The organism is Streptomyces sp. NPDC028635 (assembly GCF_040637635.1).
GTDB lineage: Bacteria > Actinomycetota > Actinomycetes > Streptomycetales > Streptomycetaceae > Streptomyces.
The window spans coordinates 238,476-260,417 of the sequence record NZ_JBEZWX010000005.1 but is presented as its reverse complement, the minus strand read 5'-3'; the positions used below and the strand labels follow the sequence as shown (position 1 = coordinate 260,417).

The window sequence follows — 21,942 nt, the reverse complement described above, 5'->3', positions numbered from 1 at the left end:
GCATGGGTGACTTGTCGTCACATACAGGGATGTAGTGGGTGGCCGAAAATCGCCGATACCCCGGGTAACTCTCAACTGGCCTGGAATGACGGCGAATTGGTTGATGCCGGGCCCTCCGGCTCTCTAGATTCCTCCGCCGTGTGCACCGAGCACCGCTCGAGTACGTCCACCGGTCCGCGCCGAGTCGCGGAGCACGACCCCCGGTGGGCGGGGCGGAGCGCGACCCCGCGCCGATGCGTTGAGGGGTGGCGGTCCGCCTTGGGGGACCTCGAGTCGTTCGAGAGGGATCTACATGTCCGAATGTGCCGATAACACCCGCACCACCGCCCGCAAGACCCCGACCAAGGGCCAGGCCCGGACGACGGCGGTCCTCGCCGGGGCGGCGCTCCTCGCCCCCCTCGGCCTGCTCGCCTCGGCCGGCGGCGCCGCGGCGGCGGACGGCGGAGTGTGGGACCGCATCGCCCAGTGCGAGAGCGGCGGCAACTGGCACATCAACACCGGCAACGGCTACTACGGCGGCCTGCAGTTCTCCGCGAGCACCTGGCGCGCCTACGGTGGCACGGCCTACGCGCCGACCGCCGACCAGGCCTCCCGGTCCGCGCAGATCGCGGTCGCCACGAAGGTCCAGCACGCCCAGGGCTGGGGCGCCTGGCCGGTCTGCTCGGGCCACGCCGGAGCGTACGGCGACGCGCCCGCGGCGAACCCCGTCTCGGCGAAGTCGGCGCCGAAGCGGTCGAAGTCCACCGGGTCGAAGTCCACCGGGTCGAAGTCCACCGCGCCGAAGCCGGTGGAGGCGCCGGCCCGTTCCAACGGCCACGCCGACCGCGGATCCGCGCGCGGCGGGGACTACACCGTGCGCCAGGGCGACACGCTCAGCGAGATCGCCGCGCACAACGGGACGAGCTGGCAGCGGATCTACGCCGCGAACAAGAGCGTCATCGGCGGCGACCCGGACCTGATCGAGCCGGGCATGCGACTCGCGCTCCGCCACCTCTGAGCCACGCCTCGGGGCCCCATCCGGTCAGCCGGCCGGATGGGGCCCCGAGGGCTGTCCCGAGGGATCCCCGGTGGGGCCGCTCACCGCGCGGCGCACCAGGGATCCCGGTGGGGCCGCTCACCGCGCGGATCCCCGCCGTTCCAGCTCCGCCGCCTCGCCGGCGAAGACGACGCTGCCGCGCCGCAGTTCGTACACCACCACCGTCCGGCGGACGGCCGGTGCGGGCGGCAGCCGCTGCTCGGCGAGGACGACGCAGGCGTCGAGCGAGGCGAGCACCTCGTAGGTGCGGGCGGCCACGTCGGGCGCCATGCCCTGCGTGGGCTCGTCCACGAGCACCGCACGCGCGCGTACCGAGAGCGCCCGGGCCAGTGCGAGCATGCGCTGCTCGCCGCCGGAGAGCGTGCCGGCGCGGCGCGCGAGCAGGGGCTCCAGCTGCGGATACGCGGTGAGGGCGGCGTCGTGGGCGCCGGGGGCGAGGGCGAGGTTCTCGCGGACGGTGAGCGAGCCGAACACCGCCTGCCGCTCCGGAACCAGGCACAGACCGCGCCGGGCCCGCTCGTACGCCGGCAGCCGCGTGACGTCCGCGCCGTCCCACAGCACCGCTCCGGCGGCCAGCCGGACCGTCCCCGCCAGGGCGCGCAGAGCGGTGCTGCGGCCGGAGCCGTTGCGGCCCAGCAGGACCGTCAGGCCCGGGGCGGGTGCCGTCAGCGTGACACCGTGCAGGGCCTCCAGGGGGCCGTACCGCACGCGCGCGTGACGCAGAGCGAGGGTCATGCGTCCGCGTCCTGTCCGGCCCGGGCGGCGACGGCGTCCAGGACGCGGCCGGGCGGCCCGGAGGCGACGACCCGGCCGGCGGCCATCACGTGCACCACGTCGGCGAGGTCGGCGACCAGGTCGAGGTCGTGCTCGACGACGAGCAGCGCGGTGCCGTCCGCGGCCAGCGCGCGCAGTACCCGGGCCATCGCGGTCACCTCGGCGGTGTCCAGCCCGGCGGCGGGCTCGTCCAGCAGCAGCACCCGCGGGCCGCCCGCGAGCGCCCGGGCCAGCTCCACGCGCCGCAGCGTGCCGGTGGGCAGCCCGGCGGCCGGCAGCGCCCGGACGGGGCCGTCCAGCCCGAACAGCCGCAGCGCCCGCTCCACCGCCTCCGCATCCGTGACCCTGCCCTGTTCGGCGCCGATACGGACGTTCTCGGCGACGGTGAGGGAGGGGAAGACGGCCAGTTGCTGGAAGGTCCGTGCGATCCCCAGCCGGGTGCGGGCGTACGCCGGGAGCCGGGTGACGTCCCGTCGTCCGAACAGCACCTGCCCCTGCTCCGGCCGCACGGTCCCGGCCAGGCAGTGGAACAGGGTGCTCTTCCCGGCGCCGTTGGGCCCGACGACCGCGGTGACCCGGCCGTGGGCCACCTCCAGACCGACCCCGTCCAGCGCCGTGAACCCGCCGTACCGCACGCGCAGCCCCCGGGCGGCGAGCACGGGGACGGACGCGGCGCCGGCACCCGGACGAACCCTCGGCCCACCGGTGCCAGGGGCGGCGAGCCCCGACGCCGGTGCGCCTCGGGGGCGGGCCGGGCCCCATGCCGGTGTGACTTGGGGGCGGGTCCGGTCCGACTCCGGTGTGCCTTGCGGGTGATGTCGGCCCGGCGCCGGTGTGACGCGCGCGCGGCTCCGGTCCGGTGTCGGCCCGTCCGCCGCGCGGCTCCGGTCCGGCGTCGCCCCGTCCGCTGCGCGGCTCCCGTCCGGCGTGGGCCCGTCCACCGGGTGTCTCCCGCCGTACCCGCCCCGCCTCCACCCCGGCAGCGCGGCCTGACCGCCCGCCCCGTCCGCCGACACCGCCGACACCGCCGTGGCCCCCGTCGGCCTCGCGCGGCCCGGGGGCCGTTCGGGTGCCGGGTGCAGCCGTGTGCGTACCCGTGCGCCCAGTGCCGTCAGCCGGGCCCCGCCGCCGGGCCGCAGGCGTTCCGCCGCCGCGCGCAGCGCCTCGTACGGGCCGCCGGGGAAGCGGCCGACGAACGCCGCCAGGACGCCGACCAGCGCCGCCGCCACCCCGCCGCGCGCGCCCGCGTCGAGGCCGACCAGGAGGGCCGCCGCGACGAGAGCGCCGAGGGTGCTGTCGGCGCCCAGCACGACCACCGCGGCGAACCACAGCAGGCCCCGCACCGGGTCGTAGGTGCCCGGGTCGAAGGCGCGCAGCCCCATGCCGAGCAGGCCGCCGCCCAGAGCGGCCAGCGCCGCACCGGACACGAAGGCGAGGAGCTTCAGCGAGGGCACCTGCACGCCCGCCGCGCACGCGCCCTCCTCGTGGTCCCGCATGGCCGCGAGGGCCCGACCGGTACGGCCCCGGCGCAGCAGTCGTGTGGTCAGCAGCGCGGCCGCGAGCAGGCCCAGTTCCAGGAGGTAGTAGGCGCGGTCGCCGGCGAAACCGGCCGGGCGGTCCAGGGACAGCCCGGCCGTGGCGTACGGCTGGGCGAAGACGAAACGGCTCACGCCGACGCCGACGGCGAAGGTCGCGAGGGCCGGCGCGAGGCCCTGACGGCCGATCGCCGGCCAGCCGGTGAGCAGCCCGAGCGGCGCCACCAGCACGACCGCGACCGCGAGCGCCGTCAGCTCCGGCAGCCGCGGCAGGACGGGGAAGCGGCCCGCCGCCAGCAGCGCCGTGAACAGCGCGCCGAGGCCCGCGTACGCCGCCTGGCCGAGGGAGATCTGGCCGCCCCGGCCGGTGACCACCACCAGGGACAGCAGCACGACGGCCAGCGCGGGCACCTGCACCGCCGTCCGCAGGTCCGCACCGGCCAGGCCCAGCGGCAGCAGGAACAGCACGACAGCGACGATCCAGGCGCCGTGCGGGACGGCCGGGGCCCGTGCGGCCACCGGACGGGGAAGCGCGTCACGGCGGCCGATGCCGGGCAGGGCCAGCGCCGCCACCAGCAGCGCCACCACGAAGAGGTTCGCGCCGACCGCCTGGAGCAGCGGCTGCGCCCAGCCGGAGGGGTGCAGCCGCGTCAGCTGGCTCTGCGCCACCCCGATCCCGAGCGCGACCACCACCGCCACGGGCAGGCTGCGCATCCGCGCGGCCACCGCGACCGCGACCACCTCCATCACCAGCAGCGGCAGCCCGTACGGGTCGAGACGCACGTACGGCGCCAGCAGCGCGCCGGTCAGCCCGGCCGTGAACGCCCCGAACGCCCAGCCCGCGGCGGCCACCCGGTCGGCGTCGATGCCGCCGAGCACGGCCAGCTGACGGTCGTCCACCACGGCCCGCAGCTCCCGCCCGAACCGGGTCCAGCGGATGACGGCGGACACCCCGGCCGCCAGCAGCAGCGCCACCGCCAGCTGTCCCCACGGGTCGGCCGACACCAGTTGCGGCGCGTCGTCCCGCGCGCCCTGCCCCCACAGCAGCACGGCGCCCCCGACCAGCAGCACGAACACCCCGATGGAGGCCACCAGGGTGCGCGCCGGGTCGCCGCCGAGCACCGCGAGCGGCCGGAAGACGAACCGTTCCAGCAGCACGCCGATCGCCGGCGCCAGCACCACCAGCGTCACCACCGCGCCCAGCCACAGCGGCCAGCCCCACACCACCACGCACTGCCGCAGCCCGTAGGCGCAGACCATCGCGATCGCCCCGTGCGCGAAGTTGAGCACTCCGGTCGCCCGGTAGGTGACGATCAGCCCGATCCCGGTGAGCGCGGCGGCACTGCCGACCGACAGCCCGGCGAGCGTGAGGTCGTAGGTGAGGGAGGACATCAGCCCTCCGCGGTGTCCGGTTCGCAGATCGGGCAGGGAGCCAGCGCCCCTTCCGCGAGCAGCCGGTCGTCGACCGGCAACGCCTGCTCCTTGCCCGCGACGAGCGGGCAGTCCGCGCGGTGCCACAGCGTGCCGCCCGGCACCATCAGCGTCCGCCCGCTGACCGCGACCGGCGCGGCGGCGGACCCGGAGGCGTCGTCTCCGTCGGCCTCGGCCGCCACCAGCAGCCCGTACAGCTCCTCCACGCGCGCGGCCGCGCGGGCGTCCCGGCCGTGGCTGAGCAGCACCGCCCCGGCGACGATCAGGGCGGCACCCGGCACCGTGCAGGAGGCCAGATAGGGGAGCTGCCGCTCGGCGAACCGCTCGCCGGAGACGCCGTACCAGCCGATGACGCACAGCACCGCGCCCGCGGCCAGCGCCGCCCAGCCGGCCCACAGGACGGGGTGCACGGTCCGCAGCTTCGCTGTCCGCATCGCTGGCTCCCACACGTCACGCAGCCACCCGGCACGTCTGGTATGTCCATGTCGACCGATGGCTTGCAGTATGTCTGTTGTGCGTCGACCCTGAAAGCACCGGGCGTAGATCGCCCGGACCGACACCCGGTGGTGAGCCAGATGGTTCTGGGAAGCGACCTCAGGCGGGGGACGGCACGTACCAGGCGCGGCCCAGGGGCGGCGGGACGAGGTACGGCACTGGCGGCCGCCCTCGCTCTCATTCTCGCCCCGGCCCTCGCGGCGTGCAGTGACGACAACGGCGGGGGCGGCAAGGCCACGCCCTCCGCCACGCCGTCCGCGCGGCAGACGACCAGCGCCGCGCCCGTGGCACCGGCGGACCCGGCCGCGGCCCAGAAGGAGATCAAACAGAACTGGGAGAAGTTCTTCGACCCGTCGACCTCGCTCCAGGCCAAGCAGGCCGTCCTGGAGGACGGCACCCGCATGGCCCCCGTCCTGTACGCCTTCGGCAACGACCCGCGCAACCGGCAGGCGCACGCGAAGGTGACCAAGGTGACGTTCACGTCGCCGACCCGCGCGGCCGTGACGTACGACCTCGTCGTCCAGGGCGCGACCGCCCTGCCGAACGCGGCCGGCGTCTCGGTCCAGCAGAGCGGCACGTGGAAGGTCTCCGTCAGCACGCTGTGCGCGCTGGTCAAGCTGAGCGGCAATGCGTCCGCGTCGGCGATCCCGGTCTGCTGACGACCACCGCCGCGCCGGCCGTACGGCCGGGGCAGCGGCCGCGGCGCTGCTGCTCACCCTGACCGCGGCATGCGGCAGCCGCCTGCCGGAGCGCGACTTCGAGCAGAGCACGCGCGCGTCCCCGTCCGCGCCGAGCCAGGGCGCACCGGTCCGGGTCGGCATCATCACGAGTGCCACCAGCCCGGTCGGCGGGAGCACCTTCACCGGACCGCGCGACGGCGCGAAGGCCTTCTTCGACCGGCTCGACGCGCGCGGTGGCATCGCCGGCCGCCGCGTCGAGGTGCACCTGTGCGACGACGGCGGCAGCGGCATCGGCAACAACGCGTGCGTGCACCAGCTGATCGACGAGGACAAGGTCGTCGCCCTGGTCGCCACCACCGCCCTCGACTACGCGGGCGCCCCGCGCGTGTCCCACGCGGGCGTGCCCGACATCGGCGGACAGCCCATCGGCGCCGCCTACGACACCTGGCCGCACCTGTACGGCATCTACGGCAGCCTGGCGCCGCGCGACGGCACGCCGGGCTGGGGCGGGAAGCTGTACGGCGGCACGGAGGTCTACCGGTACTTCCGGCACGAGCGGGGCGCCCGCACGGCCGCCGTGGTGTCGTACAACCAGTCGGCGTCCGCCGCCTACGCCCGGCTCGTCCAGCGCGGGCTGAAGGCCGAGGGGTACAAGGTGGTCACCGAGGAGGTCGACTTCGCGCTGCCCAACTTCCGCGCCGTCGCCGCCGACCTGAAACAGCAGGACGTGGACCTGGTCTTCGACGCGATCGACACCCACGGCAACGCCCAGTTGTGCCGGGCGATGGACGAGGTGGGCGCGCACGTCACGGCCAAGGTGACCAACGTGCAGAACTGGACCTCCACCGTCCCGCAGGACTACCGGGACGCCCCGCACTGCCGCAACGCCCTGTGGGCGACCGGCGCGAGCCGCAACTACGAGGACTCCGGCGACAGCGCGGTACGGGAGTTCCGGGAGGCCACCGCGGGATTCTCGACGCACTCCCAGTGGCAGCTGGAGGGCTGGGCGGCGGCCATGTGGTTCACCGACGCGGCCCGCTCCTGCGCGCGGCAAGGGATCACGCGCGCGTGCGTGGACGGCTGGATGAACCGTCACGGCAACGGCTACACCGCCCGCGGCCTGCTGCTCCCCGTCGAGTTCGCGCGGCTCCCGCAGCCGCCGCGGGACCACCGCACCTGCCTGTCGGTGGCCCGCTGGCAGGACGGCAAGGGCTGGGTGACACAGGGCGACATGAACCGCACCTGCTTCGTGGTGCCGCAATTGCCCTACACACCCTGACCCGAGGGGCCGGACACACCCCGCTCTCCGGGAGGCCGGACACGCCTGACGTCCGGGAGGCCGGACACACCCACGACCTCCGGGAGGCCGGACACGCCTGACCGCCGCGCCGGACACGCACCCCCGGGCGGCCGTGCCCTCGCGGACACAGGCTGTCCGCAAGCCCTGGCAGACTCGGCCTATGCTGGAGACCTCCGCACGACTGCTGCGCCTGCTGTCCCTGCTCCAGGCCCACCGCGAGTGGTCCGGCCCGGACCTCGCCGACCGGCTCGGGGTGAGCCCGCGAACGGTGCGCCGGGACGTGGACCGGCTGCGCGAGCTGGGCTATCCCGTCAACGCCAGCCCCGGCACCGGAGGCGGGTACCAGCTCGGCGCCGGCGCCGAGCTGCCGCCGCTGCTGCTGGACGACGAGGAGGCGGTCGCCGTCGCGGTCGGTCTGCGCACCGCCGCAGGACAGGGCATCGAGGGCATCGGCGAGACCTCCGTGCGGGCCCTGGCCAAGCTGGAGCAGGTACTGCCGGACCGGCTGCGCCGCCGGGTGAGCGCGCTGAACGCCTTCACCGTGCCGATGCTGCGCCCGGGCCCGCCGACGGCCCCCGTCGACCCGGCGCTGCTCACCGAGCTGGCGCACCTGTGCCGGGACGCCGAGCGGCTGCGCTTCGAGTACCGCACGCACGACGGCGCCCCGAGCCGCCGTACCGTCGAACCGCACCGCCTGGTGTGCACTGAGCGCCGCTGGTACCTGGTCGCCTGGGACGTCGAGCGGCACGACTGGCGCACCTTCCGCGTCGACCGCATCAGCCCCAGGCCGCCGCACGGCCCGCGTTTCACCCCGCGCACCCCGCCCGCCGACGACCTCGCCGCCTACGTCTCGCAGGGCGTCTCCACGCGCGCGTACGCCACGCACGCCACCGTCCGGCTGCTGGTGCCCCTCGCCGAGGCCGCCGAGCGGATCTCACCGTCCGCCGGGACGCTGGAGCCGGACGGCCCCGGCGCCTGCCTGCTGCGCGCCGGGGCCGGGAACCTGGACGTGATGGTGATCCACGTGATGATGCTCGGCTTCCCCTTCGAGGTGGTCGAGCCGGTCGGGCTGGTCGACGCGATCAGGACCGCTCGGGACCGGCTTGATGCGGCGCTGGCTCGGGCTGCGGGGTCAGCGCCGCGAACTCCGGATGGTGCAGGTCGAACGCCGGGGACTCCGAGCGGATCCGCGGCAGCGCGGTGAAGTTGTGCCGCGGGGGCGGGCAGGAGGTCGCCCACTCCAGCGAGCGGCCGTAGCCCCAGGGGTCGTCGACGTCGACCTTCTCGCCGTACTTGGCGGTCTTCCACACGTTGTACAGGAACGGCAGCGTGGACAGGCCGAGCACGAACGCGCCGATCGTGGAGATCGTGTTCAGCGCGGTGAAGCCGTCGGCGGCCAGGTAATCGGGATAGCGGCGCGGCATGCCCTCGGCGCCCAGCCAGTGCTGCACCAGGAACGTGGTGTGGAAGCCGGTGAAGAGCGTCCAGAACTGGATCTTGCCGAGCCGCTCGTCGAGCATCTTGCCGGTGAACTTCGGCCACCAGAAGTACAGCCCGCCGAAGATCGCGAAGACGACCGTGCCGAAGACGACGTAATGGAAGTGCGCGACGACGAAGTAGGAGTCGGTGACGTGGAAGTCCATCGGCGGCGAGGCCAGGATCACCCCGGTCAGCCCGCCGAACAGGAACGTCACCAGAAAGCCGGTCGCCCACAGCATGGGCGTCTCGAAGGACAGCGAGCCCTTGATCATGGTGCCGGTCCAGTTGAAGAACTTCACTCCCGTCGGCACCGCGATCAGGAACGACATGAAGGAGAAGAACGGCAGCAGCACCGCGCCGGTGGCGAACATGTGGTGCGCCCAGACGACCACCGAAAGCCCGGTGATCGAGATCGTCGCGCCGACCAGCGTGAGATACCCGAAGATCGGTTTACGGCTGAAGACCGGGATGATCTCGGTGATGATGCCGAAGAACGGCAGCGCGATGATGTAGACCTCGGGATGGCCGAAGAACCAGAACAGGTGCTGCCACAGCAGCGCGCCGCCGTTGGCCGCGTCGAAGACCTGGCTGCCGAAGCGCCGGTCCGCCTCCAGCACCAGCAGCGCGGCCGCCAGCACCGGGAACGCCATCAGGATCAGGATCGACGTCAGCAGCGTGTTCCAGGTGAAGATCGGCATCCGGAACATCGTCATGCCCGGGGCGCGCATCCCCACGATCGTGGTGATGAAGTTGACCGCGCCGAGGATCGTGCCGAAGCCGGACAGCGCGAGCCCCATGATCCACAGGTCGGGCCCCACGCCGGGGGAGTGCACCGCGTCGTTGAGCGGCGCGTAGGCGAACCAGCCGAACGCGGCCGGGCCGTCCGGCACCACCAGCGAGCCGAGCACGGTCAGCCCGCCGAACAGGAACAGCCAGTACGAGAACATGTTCAGCCGCGGGAAGGCCACGTCGGGCGAGCCGATCTGCAGCGGCATCAGCTCGTTGGCGAACCCCGCGAAGCTGGGGGTGGCGAAGAGCAGCAGCATGATCGTGCCGTGCAGCGTGAACAGCTGGTTGAACTGGTGGTTGTCGACGATCTGCAGCCCGGGCCGGGCCAGCTCCGCCCGCATCAGCAGCGCCATGATCCCGCCGATGAGGAAGAAGGCGAACGAGGTGATCAGGTAGAGGTGGCCGATCTTCTTGTGGTCGGTGGTGGTCAGCCAGTCCACGACCAGCCGGCCGCGCCGCCCGCTTCGCCGCGGCCGTGCCGCCGCCCGTACCGTCTCGGTGCCCATCGTTCGCTCGCCCCTTCGCGTGTCGCGTGCCGGGTCCGCTGCAGGCCCGCGGCGCAAGCCGCGCGCGGGCCGAGGCCATGATGCGCACGCCGCGGCACGCTCCGACAGGGGGCGTACGGAGATTGTGTGGGGGAAACGTGGATTTCCCATGGGACGCCGATGCGTACGGCATTCGGGGAATCGGCCCGGAAATCGCGGTGCCCGGAGCTTCGCCGGGGCATTTCCGGCAGGCGGCCGGAGGAGCCGGTCCGGGCCACCGGAATGGCGTTCCGATACACCCGGAAGGCTTAATGACGGCACCGGGAACCGCTCCCCGATATGACCGGACGCGATCAAACGCAACGGTGTGATCTTGTGACAGAAGCGTGACACCGCCTAGCGTGGCGGTATGGCACCCATTCCCTCCCCGCCGGGGGAGCCGCAGGACAGTCCCGAGGGTTACGTCGGCCTCGACGCCGAGCGGGCCGAGCGTCTCGCGCGTGAGCGCGGGTGGTCGACGGTGCGCCCCCTGCCGCCGGGGGCGGTCATCACCATGGAGTACCGCGCCGGCCGGCTGAACTTCGAGGTCGACGACGGCCGGGTGGTCCGCGCCTGGAAGGGCTGAGGCTCCCGGGCGACGCGACGACGAAGGCCCCGGTTCCTGTCCGGAACCGGGGCCTTCGTGTGCGCTGCGAGGTGCGTGCGCGGCGGGGTGTGTGCGTACCGGTCCGCCGCGTGGCGCTCAGCCGCCCGTGGGGCGGGCCGCCGGGGTCGTGCCGCGCGCGACGCGGTCCGCGTGCGGCGGGCGGCGGCTGCCGGCCGGGGTGACCGGGGTGCGCTCGGCGCGGGTGGTGTGCGGGCCGGGGGCCAGGTAGACGGGCGCGCGCGGGGAGCGGGACGTGGAGGCCGCGGCGCGGCCCGCGGGGGTCTCGTCCTGCGCCGAGGGGCGCGACGGGACCAGGACCGGCGGCGTGACCGGGGCGGCCGGGACCGGCGCCGTGCCGGCGCGGCGGGCGCGCCAGCGGTCGCGCAGGTCGAACAGCCCGGTCTCGGCGCGGGCGATCAGCGGCTCGCACCACGGCAGGGCGAGCAGGATCAGCAGACCCGCGGCCCAGCCGAGGAGCACATCGCTCAGCCAGTGCGTACCGAGGTAGACCGTGGACATGCCCACGCCCAGCGAGGTCAGCGCCGACAGGGCGGACAGCCAGCGCCTGGCTCTCGGGGTGGAGGCCAGATAGGCCAGGATTCCCCAGGTCACCACGGCGTTGGCGGTGTGGCCGCTGGGAAATATATCGCCGCCCAGACCCATCTCGTTCGAGCCGATGACGGTCGCGTAGTGGGGGCCGAGCCGGCCCATGCCGATCTTCGCCGCGCCCACCGTGATGTTCAGCAACAGCAGAGACGCCCCCAGCGTCAGCAGGGGGCGCACCGTGTGCTGCCGCCAGGAGCGCCAGCCCAGCCAGGCGGCGACCATCACGGCGGTGGGGCCGCGCTGGCCCAGCACCACGTAGTAGTCGACGAACCAGTGGATCTGCGCCCACTGCTGGTAGGGCCGGAAGAACATGACCTGCCAGTCCAGCCGGACCAGCCACGAGGTGGTCACGACCAGCCACACGATCGCCGCGTAGAAGGCCAGGGTCGAGCCGAAGAGCACGACCCTGTGCCGCGTCATCCGCGGTACGTCGATGTGGGCCGGCCGTTCCGGCTCCCGGTCCAGTCTGGTGAACACCCGGTCCAGACGGGTGAGGTTCGGTTCGATACGCACTCAATCGACGTTACAGCGGGTGAGCTGTCAACCCCTGCGAATCCACGGCTTTGTGATGACGATGTGATGTGGGATTCCTCTCAACGGCGGGTTTAATTCCTGTGAATCCGTAATCGGAGTGCATCGCGTCCTGCAATTCCTTTGATCATTCCGGAGCGGGTTTTATGGCGTGTCCGAATGCGTTCACCGTGCGCCCGCCCGGATTTCGCCGCCCGCTCGTGTCGCAGCGTGATCGCCGCCGGGGAGGCGGGGCCGGCGCGCACCGGGCGAGGAGTGGCGTACGCCACACGGGTTCACCGGAACCGGTGAGACCTCCGCCACGCGAGCGGCGGGCGAATGCGCGTACGCTGACGTGTCACTCGCGTTCGCTGCGCGGGCCGGAGACGACCGCTTCTCTCCGGCCGAGTCGCGGGGGGAGTCCCCACCCCCGTGAGCCCGCCGGGCGTGAGGTTCATCTGGGAGGTACGTACATGTCCGGGACGACCACGGCCGCCGCGCTGCGCCGTCGGGCGGCCGGGGCCGGTGCCAACCGCTGGGTCGTCCTCGTCGTCCTGTGCGCCAGCCTGCTGCTCGTCGCCGTCGACGCCACCGTGCTGCACGTGGCGGTGCCCGCCGTCACCGAGGACCTGAGGCCCGGCGCCATCGAGCTGCTCTGGATCGTCGACACCTACCCCCTCGTCTGCGCCTCGCTGCTGATCCTGTTCGGCACGCTCGGCGACAAGGTCGGCCGCAGACGCGTCCTGCTGCTCGGTTACGGCCTCTTCGGCATCGCCTCCGCGCTCGCGGCCTTCGCGCCCGACGCGCAGGTGCTGATCCTCGCGCGGGCCCTCCTCGGGGTGGGCGGGGCGATGATCATGCCCGCGACGCTGTCGATCCTGCGGCAGGTCTTCCCCGACCGGCGCGAGCGGGCGCTCGCGATCGGTGTGTGGAGCGCGGTGGCGGCGGTCGGCGCGGCCGTCGGCCCGCTGCTGGGCGGGTTCCTGCTGGAGCACTTCTGGTGGGGCTCGGTCTTCCTCGTCAACATCCCGTTGATGCTGATCAGCATCCCGGTGGGCCGGCTGCTGCTGCCCGAGTCGACCGGAGGCGACGACGGCCCCTGGGACGTCGTCGGCGCGCTGATGGCCGCGGCCGGTCTGTTCGGCGCGGTGTTCGGCGTCAAGCGGCTGGGCGGCGGAGAGCCGGCGGGCAGCGCGCTCACCGTGCTGCCCCTGCTCACCGGCGCGGTCCTGCTGGTCCTGTTCGTACGACGGCAGCGGCGGCGCCGGCACCCGCTGGTCGACCTCAGGATGTTCGCCCGGCCGGCGTTCAGCACCTCCGTGGGGTGCATCGTGCTGGCGATGCTCGCCCTGGTCGGCCTGGAGCTGATCGCGGCGCAGTATCTGCAACTCGTGCTGGGCCTCTCGCCGCTCGAGACCGGGCTGCGGCTGCTGCCGCTGACCTTCGCGGCGATGGCGGCCGGGCTGCTCGGGGCGCGGATGCTGCGCCGGTTCGGGCCGCGCCGGATGGTGTGCGCCGGCTTCTGCCTGACCGCGGCCGCGGTGGTGGCGCTCACCGCGATGGGCGCGACCGACGACGTGCCCCTGCTGCTGGCCGGCTTCGTCCTGCTCGGCTTCGGACTGGAGACGACGCTGTTCGGGGCGTACGAGTCGATGCTGAGCGAGGCGCCGGCCGAGCAGTCGGGCGGCGCGGCGGCGATCGGTGAGACGTCGTACCAGCTGGGAGCCGGGATCGGGATCGCCCTGCTGGGCAGTGTGATGAACGCGGCGTACGCGCCCGGCCTCGCGGACGTGCCCGGCGTACCGGCGTCGGCCTCTCGTGCGGCGGGCCACTCGCTGGGGGAGGCCTACGACGTCGCCGGCCGGCTCGGCGGGAATGCCGGGGACGCCCTGCGGGCGGCGGCGCGCGCGTCCTTCGTCCACGGACTGCACGTGACCCTGCTGGTGAGCGCCGGCCTGTTGCTGCTGGGCGCGGTGATGGCGCTGCGCCTGCCCCGGGTCATGCAGTGCGGCGAGCCCGAGCCGGTGGAACTGCCCGCGCCCCGCGAGGCGGAGCGGCCGCGCGTCTCGGCGTGACAGCCGTGCGAAGCCTGCCCGGGGCTGCCGCACGAGGCCGTCCGGGGGACCTGCCGCAAGGGCCACCTGCCGGACTGTCCGGAGGGGCGCACCCGGGGGGACTGGACGTACGGGACACCTCGTCGTAACGTCAGCGGCACCAATCGTAACTAGCGGTGCTAGTTTTCGCGTTCGCCGGAGGATGCGCCATGTCCTTTGACCCCATCGATCCCCTGGGAATCGACGACCTTCTTCAGGCCGAGGACCTGGCCATCAGGGACACCGTCCGCAGCTGGGCGGCGGACCGCGTGCTGCCCCACATCGCCGAGTGGTACGAGAAGGGCGAGCTGCCCGGCATCCGTGAGCTGGCGAGGGAGCTCGGCTCCCTCGGCGCGCTCGGCATGTCCCTGGAGGGCTACGGCTGCGCCGGTGCCTCCGCCGTGCAGTACGGCCTCGCGTGCCTGGAGCTGGAGGCCGCCGACTCCGGCATCCGGTCCCTGGTGTCGGTGCAGGGCTCGCTCGCCATGTACGCCATCCACCGCTTCGGCAGCGAGGAGCAGAAGCAGGCCTGGCTGCCCCGCATGGCCGCCGGCGAGGTCATCGGGTGCTTCGGGCTGACCGAGCCCGACCACGGCTCCGACCCCGCCGCCATGCGCACCCACGCCAAGCGTGACGGTTCGGACTGGGTGCTCAACGGCCGCAAGATGTGGATCACCAACGGCTCGGTCGCCGGCGTCGCGGTCGTCTGGGCCCGGACCGACGACGGCATCCGCGGTTTCGTCGTGCCCACCGACACCCCCGGCTTCTCCGCGCCCGAGATCAAGCACAAGTGGTCGCTGCGCGCGAGCGTCACCAGCGAACTGGTGCTGGACGACGTACGGCTGCCGGCCGACGCGGTGCTGCCGGAGGTCACCGGGCTGCGCGGACCCCTGAGCTGTCTGTCCCACGCCCGCTACGGGATCGTCTGGGGGGCCATGGGCGCGGCCAGGTCCTCGTTCGAGGCCGCACTGGAGTACGCCAGGACGCGCGAGCAGTTCGGCCGGCCCATCGGCGGCTTCCAGCTCACGCAGGCCAAGCTCGCCGACATGGCGGTCGAGCTGCACAAGGGGATTCTGCTCGCCCATCACCTCGGGCGGCGCATGGACGCCGGCCGCCTGCGTCCCGAGCAGGTCAGCTTCGGCAAGCTCAACAACGTACGGGAAGCGATCGAGATCTGCCGTACCGCGCGCACCATCCTCGGCGCGAACGGGATCTCGCTGGAGTACCCCGTGATGCGGCACGCGACCAACCTGGAGTCGGTGCTCACCTACGAGGGCACCGTCGAGATGCACCAGCTGGTGCTGGGCAAGGCGCTCACCGGACTCGACGCGTTCCGGTGACGGACCCCGAGGTGGGACGGGGCCGGTGAGCGGCCCCGCCTCAGCTCTGGTTGAAGAAACCGTCCGAACGGTGCGCGGCGGGCTCGCCGCAGATGATCTCCGTGTCGGCCGGGGACAGCAGGAACACCCGCGTGGAGATCCGGTCGATCGAGCCGCGCAGCCCGAAGATGAGCCCCGCCGCGAAGTCGACGACGCGCTTGGCGTCGCCGGGCTCCATGGCCGTGAGGTTCATGATGACCGGAACCCCCTCGCGGAACAGCTCGCCGATCGCGCGGGCGTCCCGGAAGCTGTCCGGCGTCACCGTGCCGATCCGCCGGCCCTTCTCCTCGGCCGTGTCCGTTGCCACCTTCACCCGGGGGTCGGTGACCCAGGCGTCCCCGGACTCGGTCCCCTCGGTGTAGTCGTCGTCGTAGTAGCGCTCGTCATCGTTGTCGTCGACGAGGCCGAGCCACGCACTCGCCTTGCGCACCGATCCCATGGACGCCTCCTCTCACAGCGGCCTTGTCTTGCCTTCCGCATTCCCCATGGTCGTCCATGATGCGGATGTCGCGCCAAGTGGATAGACGCCGTGCGGGGGGTTTGTGACGGTACTGGTGCACAGCCGATCCGTCGAGAGCCCGTGTTTCCCAAGGGGCGTGACTCAAACGGCTGCTGACTGTGAGTGAAATATGATTCTTCCCGGCGTCCGGGTGACGGGCGGGGCGTACGGGTGAACGGGGACGCGTGGTGTTCGGAATCGTAAGGCCCTGCCGGCATCGGCTCGGCGAGGCGCTGGGCGTTCAGTGGATGGCTCATCTGTGCGGGCTGTGTCTCGCGCTGCGCAAGGATCACGGACAGTTCGCCCGAATCGTGACGAACTATGACGGGCTTCTCATATCGGTTCTGACGGAGGCTCAGGCGGGGAAGAGCGCTGGTGGGAGGCGTACCGCCGGACCGTGTCCGCTGCGCGGCATGCGCACCGCCTCCGTCGCCCGGGGCGAGGGCGCGCGGCTGGCCGCCGCCGTGTCGCTGGTGCTCGCCTCCGCGAAGGTCCACGACCATGTCGCCGACCGTGACGGCCTGCTGGGCCGGCGGCCGGTGGCGCTCGCCGCCCGCCGGGTCGCCGAGGGGTGGGCCCGGGCCGGGGAACGCGGCGGCGCCGCCGTCGGTTTCGACACCGCCGTCCTCGTCGACGCCGTCGAACGGCAGACTGGCCTGGAGGCGCTGGCCGGGCCCGGCACACCGATCCTGACCGTCACCGAACCCACCGAGACGGCCACCGCCGCCGCCTTCGCCCACACCGCCGTGCTGGCCGGCCGCCCCGGCAACGCGGCACCGCTCGCCGAGGCCGGCCGGCTCTTCGGGCGGCTCGCCCACCTGCTGGACGCGGTCGAGGACCGGCACGCCGACGCGGCGTCGGGCGCCTGGAACCCGCTGACCGCCACCGGCACCCCGCTCACCGACGTCCGCCGGCTCGCGGACGACGCCGTGCACGGCATCCGGCTGGCGCTGAGGGACGTGGAGTTCACCGACGGACGGCTCGCGCACCGGCTGCTGGTGCACGAGCTGCGCTCCTCCGTCGACCGCGCGTTCGGTGCCGCGGGCTGTGCCCACGCCCCGCACGCCGCCGGGCCGTACGCGCCGCCCGGCGGTCCGGGGGCGCCGATGCCTCCCGAGCCCCCGCGCCGCGACCGGCGTGGACTGCTCGCCGGCTGCGCGGTGTGGATGGGACTGGCCTGCACGTGCCAGATGTGCTGCGGCACCTACGAGGACCCGTGGACCCGCGAGCGCAGAGAAGGAATGTGCTCGCAGTGCGATTGCAGCGACTGCGGTGATTGCAGCGGCTGTTGTGACTGCGGCGACGGATGCGACTGCTGCGACTGCGGGTGTGACTGCTGAGGCCACCCCGTCGGCCCTGTCGGCCCTGTCGGTCCGTCAGCTCCGCAGCTCGGGCGGCGAGATCTGTGACGTCTTGATCGCCGATCCCGTGGTCCCCCACTTCTTCAGGATCGCCTCGTACGTGCCGTCCGCGAGCAGCTTGTTCACCGCGGCGCGGAAGGCGGGCGCCAGCGGCGTGCCCTTCTTGAAGGCGAAGCCGACGTCGAGGCGGTGGTACTCGTTCAGGAACTTCAGCCCCGGCTGGTGGGCGACGGCGTAGCGCAGGCCGTTGATGGTGGACATCACCACGTCGCTGCGGCCCTGCTGCACCGACGACCAGATCGCGCTCGACTCGCCGTACGTCTGCACCTTGTACGGCTTCTTGCCGGCGTCGGTGCACAGGTGCTTGTTCTTCTCCAGCGTGGCCTCGAACGTGGTGCCGGCGCCGGTGGCGACGTTCAGACCGCACAGCTGCGTCAGATCGGTGATCTTCTCCAGATCGCTGTCCTTGCGGGTGGCGAAGCCCTGCCCGTCGTTGATGTAGGTGACGAAGTCGATGGTCTTGCGGCGTTCGTCGGTGACGCCGAAGTTGCTCGCGCCGACGTCGTACTTGCCGCTGTCCAGCGCGGGCAGGATCGCCTCGAACCCGGCCTGCTCCACCTTCGGCCGCAGGCCGAGGACGCGGGCGACGGCCTTGGTGAAGTCGACGTCCTGACCGGTCAGCGTCCTGCCGTCGTCCAGATAGGTGGTGCCGGGCGGGGTGCCGCCGACGCTGATCGCCACGGTGACCTCCCGTACTCCGGCCGGCAGCAGTTTCGCGGCCGCCGCGTCCTTGTGGACGCCGGAGACGACATCCGTGGTGGGGATCTTGTCCGCGGCCGCCGCGGCGCCGGCCGCGTCCGCCGGGCCGGTGGAGCCGGAACCGCACGCGCTGAGGAGGACAGCAGCCGAGGTGATCAGGGCGAACGGGGCGAAATGCCTCAAGCGGGTACGCGTGGACGTACGCATGGGGTGCGGTCTCCTGTGAGCAGCGGAAAGGGCGTGACGAACGCCGGGGGGAACAACGCGAGGGGAGGGGTGCGCGTGTGAAGGCATGCGGAGAGGAACGCGGAAGAGCGCCCGCCGGATCAGGGCAGCGGGACGTGCAGGGGGTCAGCTCAACAGGAAGAGGACCACACGCGACCGAAGTCGATGTGGGAGCGCGAGACCAGCCACTGCGGATGCATGGGCCAAGTGGAACAGGTCTCCGGTTTTGCGTCAACCGGCTTGAGACGTACGGCTCATACTCTGGACATCCTTGACAGTGAGGGGAAACGGCCCCGTACAGTCGTGCGACGGCCCTGCTGAGGGGCTCGGCCGTACCGCGCCGCTCGGCGCGCCCCGTGTGAAGGCACCACCCGTGTACGACCCACCAGGTCACGGAGCCTTCGCATGTCTTCCGACACCCTCGCCAAAGTGCCCGCGGCACCCGGCATCCCGCAAGCGGCCGACGTCCCGCGCATCGTGCCCCGGCGCCGCTACGGCCAGTGGGCGGCCGCCGTCGTCGTCCTGGTCCTGCTCGCCCTCGCGCTCACCTCGGTCCTGCGCAACGACGCCTTCCAATGGGACGTCGTCGCCGAGTACTTCACCACCGCCTCCGTGCTGCGCGGCCTGTGGCTCACCCTGTGGCTGACCGCCGTGGTGATGGTGCTCGGCTTCGCGCTCGGCACCCTGCTCGCCGCCGCCCGGCTGTCCGCCAACCCCGTACTGCGCGCGGTGAGCTGGGGGTACGTGTGGCTGTTCCGGTCCATCCCGATCCTGGTGCAGTTGCTGCTGTGGTTCAACATCGGGGCGCTGTACCCGCACATCCTCGGCGTACGGACGGTCGACCTGCTCAGCCCGGTCGCCGTCGCCGTCATCGGCCTGACCCTGCACGAGGCCGCGTACGCCGCCGAGGTGGTGCGCGGCGGCATCCTCTCCGTCGACCGCGGCCAGGTCGAGGCGGCCCAGGCGCTCGGTCTGAGCCGCAGGCGCCGCTGGTGGCGCATCGTGCTGCCCCAGGCCATGCGCTCCATCGTGCCGCCGGCCGGCAACATGCTGATCGGCACCCTGAAGGGCACCTCCATCGTCAGCGTCATCGCCGTCAACGACCTGCTGTTCTCGGCGCAGTTGATCTACCACCGCACCTACCAGGTGATCCCGCTGCTGATGGTCGCGACCCTCTGGTACACCGTCGTCACCTCGCTGCTCGGCATCGGCCAGACGTACGTCGAGAGGCGCTTCGCGCGCGGAACGGAGCCGCGGCGATGAGGCCCGCCCTGGTCATCGTCGGCGCGGGACCGCGCGGGACCGGTGTCATCGAGCGGATCGCCGCCAACGCGCCCGAGCTGTACGCCGGTTCCGGCCTCGACATCCACCTCGTGGACCCGTACCCACCGGGCGCCGGACGCGTCTGGCGTGCCGCCCAGTCACCCCTGCTCTGGATGAACTCGCACGCCGCGGACATCACCATGTTCACCGACGACACCGTCGACATGGCCGGCCCCGTGCGCCCCGGTCCCACCCTGCACGAATGGGCCGGCGTCGACGGCCGCACCTTCGCCGGCCGGCAGCTGCAGGGCGCCTACCTCGGCTGGGTGCATCAGCAGGCCCTGGCCGCGCTGCCCCCCGGCATCACCGTCCACCACCACCGCCGCCGCGCCCTGCGGGTCAGCGGTCCGCGCGAGGGCCGCCAGCAGGTGTGGCTGGAGGGGCGCCCCCGGCCCCTCCTCGCCGATCTGGTGGTGCTCACCGTCGGCCATCTCGACGCCGAACCCGACGACGAACAGCGCGCGTTGGCCGCGTACGCCCGGGAGCACGGGCTGGTCCACCTGCCGCCGGACTACACCGCCGACAGCGACCTGTCCGCGCTCGCGCCCGGCGAGAACGTCCTGGTGCGCGGCTTCGGCCTCGCCTTCGTCGACCTGATGGTGCTGCTCACGGAGGGCCGCGGCGGCCGCTACGACGGCGACACCTACCTCCCGTCCGGGCGTGAGCCGGTGCTGTACGTCGGGTCGCGGCGCGGAGTGCCGTACCACGCGAAGATCGGGTACGACCTCACCGGCGAGCGGCCGCCGCTGCCGCGCTTCCTCGGTCCCGCGCAGACCGCGGAGCTGCTTGCCCGGCCCGAGGGGTACGACTTCCGCCGGGACGTGTGGCCCCTGGTGGCGAAGGAGATCGGATTCGCCCACTACCACCGGCTGTTCACCGCGCACCCCGAGCGGACCGCCGTGTCCTGGGCCGTCTTCGAGGAGAAGTACGCCGCGGCCGACGGCGCCGACCTGGACGCCCTGGTCGCCGCGGCCGTGCCCGACGTACGCGACCGGCTCGACCTCGACGCCCTCGACCGGCCGCTGGACGGCGTGCGCTACGCCTCCCACGAAGCCCTCCAGGAAGGGCTGCGGGCCCACGTGGAGGAGGACCTGCGGCGCCGGCACGACCCGGCGCACAGCCCGGACCTGGCCGTCTTCTACGCCCTGCTCTCGGTGTACGGGCAGCTGGTGCGGCTCGGCGACGTCGGGTCCTGGTGGCACGGCTTCTTCAGCTTCCTCGCCTCCGGTCCGCCCGCCCCCCGGCTGCGCCAGCTGCTCGCGCTGTCCCGCGCCGGGATCGTCCGCTTCGTGGGCCCCGACATGGCGCTGGCCGCCGAGGACGGGGTCTTTTGGGCCTCCAGCCCCGGCGTGCCGGGCGTGCGGATCGAGGCCCGGGCGCTGGTCGAGGCGCGGCTGCCCGCACCGACCGTCCGCGACAGCCGCGAACCGCTGCTGCGGGACCTGCACGCCGACGGCGCCGCCGAGACCCCGGACGGGCTGCTGCGCGTCGACCCCGCCGACGGACGGATCCTCGACCGCGCCGGGCGGCCCCACCCGCGCCGCTTCGCGCTCGGCCCCCACACCGACGCGCGCTCCTCCGGCGCGTTCACCCGGCCCCGCACCGGCGGGCCGGCGTTCCGGCAGAACGACGCCACCGCGCGTGCCGCGCTGGCCTTCCTGCGCTCCCTCGCGGCGCGCGAGGCCGCCTGACCCTCCTTCCGACACCGCCTGACCCCCCTTCCGCCCCTCTCCCGCCTCCCGTTCGTCCTCCTCGAGACATCGAAGGAATCCCCATGAGCGTCATGGTCGACATCCAGTCCGTCCACAAGAGCTTCGGCCCGCTGAAGGTGCTCGACGGCATCGACCTGCAGGTGCGCACCGGCGAGGTCACCGTCGTCCTCGGCCCCTCCGGCTCCGGCAAGTCCACCCTGCTGCGCACCATCAACCACCTGGAGAAGGTCGACCGGGGCGCGATCAGCGTCGACGGCGCCCTCGTCGGCTACCGCCGCTCCGGCGACCGGCTGCACGAGCTGCCCGAGCGCGAGATCCTCAAACAGCGCACCCGGATCGGCTTCGTCTTCCAGAACTTCAACCTCTTCCCGCACCTGACCGTCCTGGAGAACGTCACGGAGGCACCGGTCGCCGCCCTGAGGCGCCCCCGGCAGGAGGCCGAGGAGACGGCCCTGCGGCTGCTGGACCGGGTCGGCCTCGCCGACAAGGCGGGCGCCTACCCACGCCAGCTCTCCGGCGGGCAGCAGCAGCGCGTCGCCATCGCCCGCGCCCTCGCACTGGAACCGCGGCTGCTGCTGTTCGACGAGCCGACCTCCGCGCTCGACCCCGAGCTGGTCGGCGAGGTCCTCGACGTCATCAAGGACCTGGCCCACCAGGGCACCACGATGATCGTCGTCACCCACGAGATCGGCTTCGCCCGCGAGGTCGCCGACACCGTCGTCTTCATGACCGACGGCCGAGTCGTCGAGCAGGGGCCGCCGGGTGAGGTGCTGGACGCCCCACGGCACGAGCGCACACGGGCGTTCCTGTCGAAGGTGCTGTGAG

The 21,942-nt window shown here is 73.0% G+C and carries 17 protein-coding genes and 1 pseudogene; 11 read left to right on the top strand and 7 right to left on the bottom strand.

Features of this window, described 5'->3' with window-relative positions; all coding sequences use genetic code 11:
• Positions 1 to 292: 292 nt before the first annotated feature.
• Positions 293 to 997: a transglycosylase family protein gene (locus AB0E88_RS08350; RefSeq protein WP_361625845.1), complete on the top strand. Its 705-nt coding sequence runs from the start codon at positions 293 to 295 to the stop codon at positions 995 to 997.
• 117 nt (positions 998 to 1,114) lie between these two features.
• Here the strand turns inward: AB0E88_RS08350 and AB0E88_RS08345 are convergent, their stop codons facing one another.
• The 3 genes from AB0E88_RS08345 to AB0E88_RS08335 are packed head-to-tail and all read right to left on the bottom strand — an operon-like array spanning position 1,115 to position 5,210.
• Positions 1,115 to 1,771, bottom strand: coding sequence for an ATP-binding cassette domain-containing protein (locus AB0E88_RS08345; RefSeq protein ID WP_361625842.1), 657 nt, complete (start codon positions 1,769 to 1,771; stop codon positions 1,115 to 1,117).
• A complete protein-coding gene (locus AB0E88_RS08340; RefSeq protein ID WP_361625839.1) occupies positions 1,768 to 4,737 on the bottom strand; it encodes an ATP-binding cassette domain-containing protein in 2,970 nt (989 codons plus the stop codon). Before AB0E88_RS08340 ends, AB0E88_RS08345 begins: the two co-directional genes overlap by 4 nt.
• Positions 4,737 to 5,210, bottom strand: coding sequence for a hypothetical protein (locus AB0E88_RS08335; protein WP_361625836.1), 474 nt, complete (start codon positions 5,208 to 5,210; stop codon positions 4,737 to 4,739). Before AB0E88_RS08335 ends, AB0E88_RS08340 begins: the two co-directional genes overlap by 1 nt.
• 141 nt (positions 5,211 to 5,351) lie before the next feature.
• Here AB0E88_RS08335 and AB0E88_RS08330 point away from each other — a divergent pair, with 141 nt between their 5' ends.
• The 3 genes from AB0E88_RS08330 to AB0E88_RS08320 all read left to right on the top strand — a co-directional run bounded on the left by AB0E88_RS08330 (position 5,352) and on the right by AB0E88_RS08320 (position 8,455).
• The gene (locus AB0E88_RS08330; protein WP_361625833.1) at positions 5,352 to 5,930 is read left to right on the top strand and encodes a hypothetical protein; all 579 of its coding nucleotides are present in this window, start codon (positions 5,352 to 5,354) and stop codon (positions 5,928 to 5,930) included.
• Positions 5,899 to 7,230, top strand: a complete 1,332-nt coding sequence (locus tag AB0E88_RS08325; protein WP_361625830.1) for an ABC transporter substrate-binding protein — start codon at positions 5,899 to 5,901, stop codon at positions 7,228 to 7,230. The genes AB0E88_RS08330 and AB0E88_RS08325 overlap by 32 nt, the downstream gene beginning before the upstream one ends.
• 181 nt (positions 7,231 to 7,411) lie before the next feature.
• Positions 7,412 to 8,455 (top strand): YafY family protein, encoded by a 1,044-nt coding sequence (locus tag AB0E88_RS08320; protein WP_361625828.1) that lies wholly within the window; start codon positions 7,412 to 7,414, stop codon positions 8,453 to 8,455.
• On the opposite strand, the pseudogene ctaD reads toward AB0E88_RS08320, so the two are convergent.
• A pseudogene (gene ctaD, locus AB0E88_RS08315) lies at positions 8,367 to 10,025 on the bottom strand (cytochrome c oxidase subunit I); the annotation flags it as partial. The gene AB0E88_RS08320 and the pseudogene ctaD sit on opposite strands and share 89 nt — an antisense overlap.
• A 388-nt stretch (positions 10,026 to 10,413) precedes the next feature.
• Between ctaD and AB0E88_RS08310 the strand changes: the two are divergent.
• The gene (locus AB0E88_RS08310) at positions 10,414 to 10,629 is read left to right on the top strand and encodes an I78 family peptidase inhibitor (RefSeq protein WP_361625825.1); all 216 of its coding nucleotides are present in this window, start codon (positions 10,414 to 10,416) and stop codon (positions 10,627 to 10,629) included.
• Positions 10,630 to 10,746: 117 nt separating this feature from the next.
• On the opposite strand, the gene AB0E88_RS08305 is transcribed toward AB0E88_RS08310, so the two are convergent.
• Positions 10,747 to 11,769: a phosphatase PAP2 family protein gene (locus tag AB0E88_RS08305; RefSeq protein ID WP_361625822.1), complete on the bottom strand. Its 1,023-nt coding sequence runs from the start codon at positions 11,767 to 11,769 to the stop codon at positions 10,747 to 10,749.
• 470 nt (positions 11,770 to 12,239) lie between these two features.
• On the opposite strand from AB0E88_RS08305, the gene AB0E88_RS08300 reads away from it, so the two are divergent.
• Complete coding sequence (locus AB0E88_RS08300) at positions 12,240 to 13,841, top strand: MFS transporter (protein ID WP_361625819.1); 1,602 nt, start codon at positions 12,240 to 12,242, stop codon at positions 13,839 to 13,841.
• A 188-nt stretch (positions 13,842 to 14,029) separates the two neighbouring features.
• On the top strand, positions 14,030 to 15,199 hold the full coding sequence (locus tag AB0E88_RS08295; protein ID WP_361625816.1) for an acyl-CoA dehydrogenase family protein: 1,170 nt from the start codon (positions 14,030 to 14,032) through the stop codon (positions 15,197 to 15,199).
• A 40-nt stretch (positions 15,200 to 15,239) separates the two neighbouring features.
• On the opposite strand, the gene AB0E88_RS08290 is transcribed toward AB0E88_RS08295, so the two are convergent.
• Entirely contained in the window at positions 15,240 to 15,677 is a 438-nt protein-coding gene (locus AB0E88_RS08290; RefSeq protein WP_361625813.1) for a cell division protein SepF, read from the bottom strand.
• Between the two features lie 248 nt (positions 15,678 to 15,925).
• On the opposite strand from AB0E88_RS08290, the gene AB0E88_RS08285 reads away from it, so the two are divergent.
• Entirely contained in the window at positions 15,926 to 17,077 is a 1,152-nt protein-coding gene (locus AB0E88_RS08285; protein ID WP_361625810.1) for a DUF5685 family protein, read from the top strand.
• Positions 17,078 to 17,113: 36 nt separating this feature from the next.
• Here AB0E88_RS08285 and AB0E88_RS08280 read toward each other — a convergent pair whose 3' ends face one another.
• Positions 17,114 to 18,064, bottom strand: coding sequence for an ABC transporter substrate-binding protein (locus AB0E88_RS08280; protein ID WP_361625807.1), 951 nt, complete (start codon positions 18,062 to 18,064; stop codon positions 17,114 to 17,116).
• A 423-nt stretch (positions 18,065 to 18,487) separates the two neighbouring features.
• On the opposite strand from AB0E88_RS08280, the gene AB0E88_RS08275 reads away from it, so the two are divergent.
• From AB0E88_RS08275 to AB0E88_RS08265, 3 genes are all read left to right on the top strand, one after another.
• Positions 18,488 to 19,345 (top strand): amino acid ABC transporter permease, encoded by an 858-nt coding sequence (locus AB0E88_RS08275; RefSeq protein ID WP_361625804.1) that lies wholly within the window; start codon positions 18,488 to 18,490, stop codon positions 19,343 to 19,345.
• Positions 19,342 to 21,096 (top strand): FAD/NAD(P)-binding protein, encoded by a 1,755-nt coding sequence (locus AB0E88_RS08270; protein WP_361625801.1) that lies wholly within the window; start codon positions 19,342 to 19,344, stop codon positions 21,094 to 21,096. The genes AB0E88_RS08275 and AB0E88_RS08270 overlap by 4 nt, the downstream gene beginning before the upstream one ends.
• A gap of 83 nt (positions 21,097 to 21,179) precedes the next feature.
• Entirely contained in the window at positions 21,180 to 21,941 is a 762-nt protein-coding gene (locus AB0E88_RS08265) for an amino acid ABC transporter ATP-binding protein (RefSeq protein ID WP_361625798.1), read from the top strand.
• Position 21,942 lies beyond the last annotated feature (1 nt).

Bases quoted from the DNA above. Each gene is read 5' to 3' on its own strand.
- AB0E88_RS08350 (WP_361625845.1), top strand. From the start codon at position 293: ATGTCCGAATGTGCCGATAACACCCGCACCACCGCCCGCAAGACCCCG.
- AB0E88_RS08345 (WP_361625842.1), bottom strand. From the start codon at position 1,771: ATGACCCTCGCTCTGCGTCACGCGCGCGTGCGGTACGGCCCCCTGGAG.
- AB0E88_RS08340 (WP_361625839.1), bottom strand. From the start codon at position 4,737: ATGTCCTCCCTCACCTACGACCTCACGCTCGCCGGGCTGTCGGTCGGC.
- AB0E88_RS08335 (WP_361625836.1), bottom strand. From the start codon at position 5,210: ATGCGGACAGCGAAGCTGCGGACCGTGCACCCCGTCCTGTGGGCCGGC.
- AB0E88_RS08330 (WP_361625833.1), top strand. From the start codon at position 5,352: ATGGTTCTGGGAAGCGACCTCAGGCGGGGGACGGCACGTACCAGGCGC.
- AB0E88_RS08325 (WP_361625830.1), top strand. From the start codon at position 5,899: ATGCGTCCGCGTCGGCGATCCCGGTCTGCTGACGACCACCGCCGCGCC.
- AB0E88_RS08320 (WP_361625828.1), top strand. From the start codon at position 7,412: ATGCTGGAGACCTCCGCACGACTGCTGCGCCTGCTGTCCCTGCTCCAG.
- AB0E88_RS08310 (WP_361625825.1), top strand. From the start codon at position 10,414: ATGGCACCCATTCCCTCCCCGCCGGGGGAGCCGCAGGACAGTCCCGAG.
- AB0E88_RS08300 (WP_361625819.1), top strand. From the start codon at position 12,240: ATGTCCGGGACGACCACGGCCGCCGCGCTGCGCCGTCGGGCGGCCGGG.
- AB0E88_RS08295 (WP_361625816.1), top strand. From the start codon at position 14,030: ATGTCCTTTGACCCCATCGATCCCCTGGGAATCGACGACCTTCTTCAG.
- AB0E88_RS08290 (WP_361625813.1), bottom strand. From the start codon at position 15,677: ATGGGATCGGTGCGCAAGGCGAGTGCGTGGCTCGGCCTCGTCGACGAC.
- AB0E88_RS08280 (WP_361625807.1), bottom strand. From the start codon at position 18,064: ATGCGTACGTCCACGCGTACCCGCTTGAGGCATTTCGCCCCGTTCGCC.
- AB0E88_RS08275 (WP_361625804.1), top strand. From the start codon at position 18,488: ATGTCTTCCGACACCCTCGCCAAAGTGCCCGCGGCACCCGGCATCCCG.
- AB0E88_RS08270 (WP_361625801.1), top strand. From the start codon at position 19,342: ATGAGGCCCGCCCTGGTCATCGTCGGCGCGGGACCGCGCGGGACCGGT.
- AB0E88_RS08265 (WP_361625798.1), top strand. From the start codon at position 21,180: ATGAGCGTCATGGTCGACATCCAGTCCGTCCACAAGAGCTTCGGCCCG.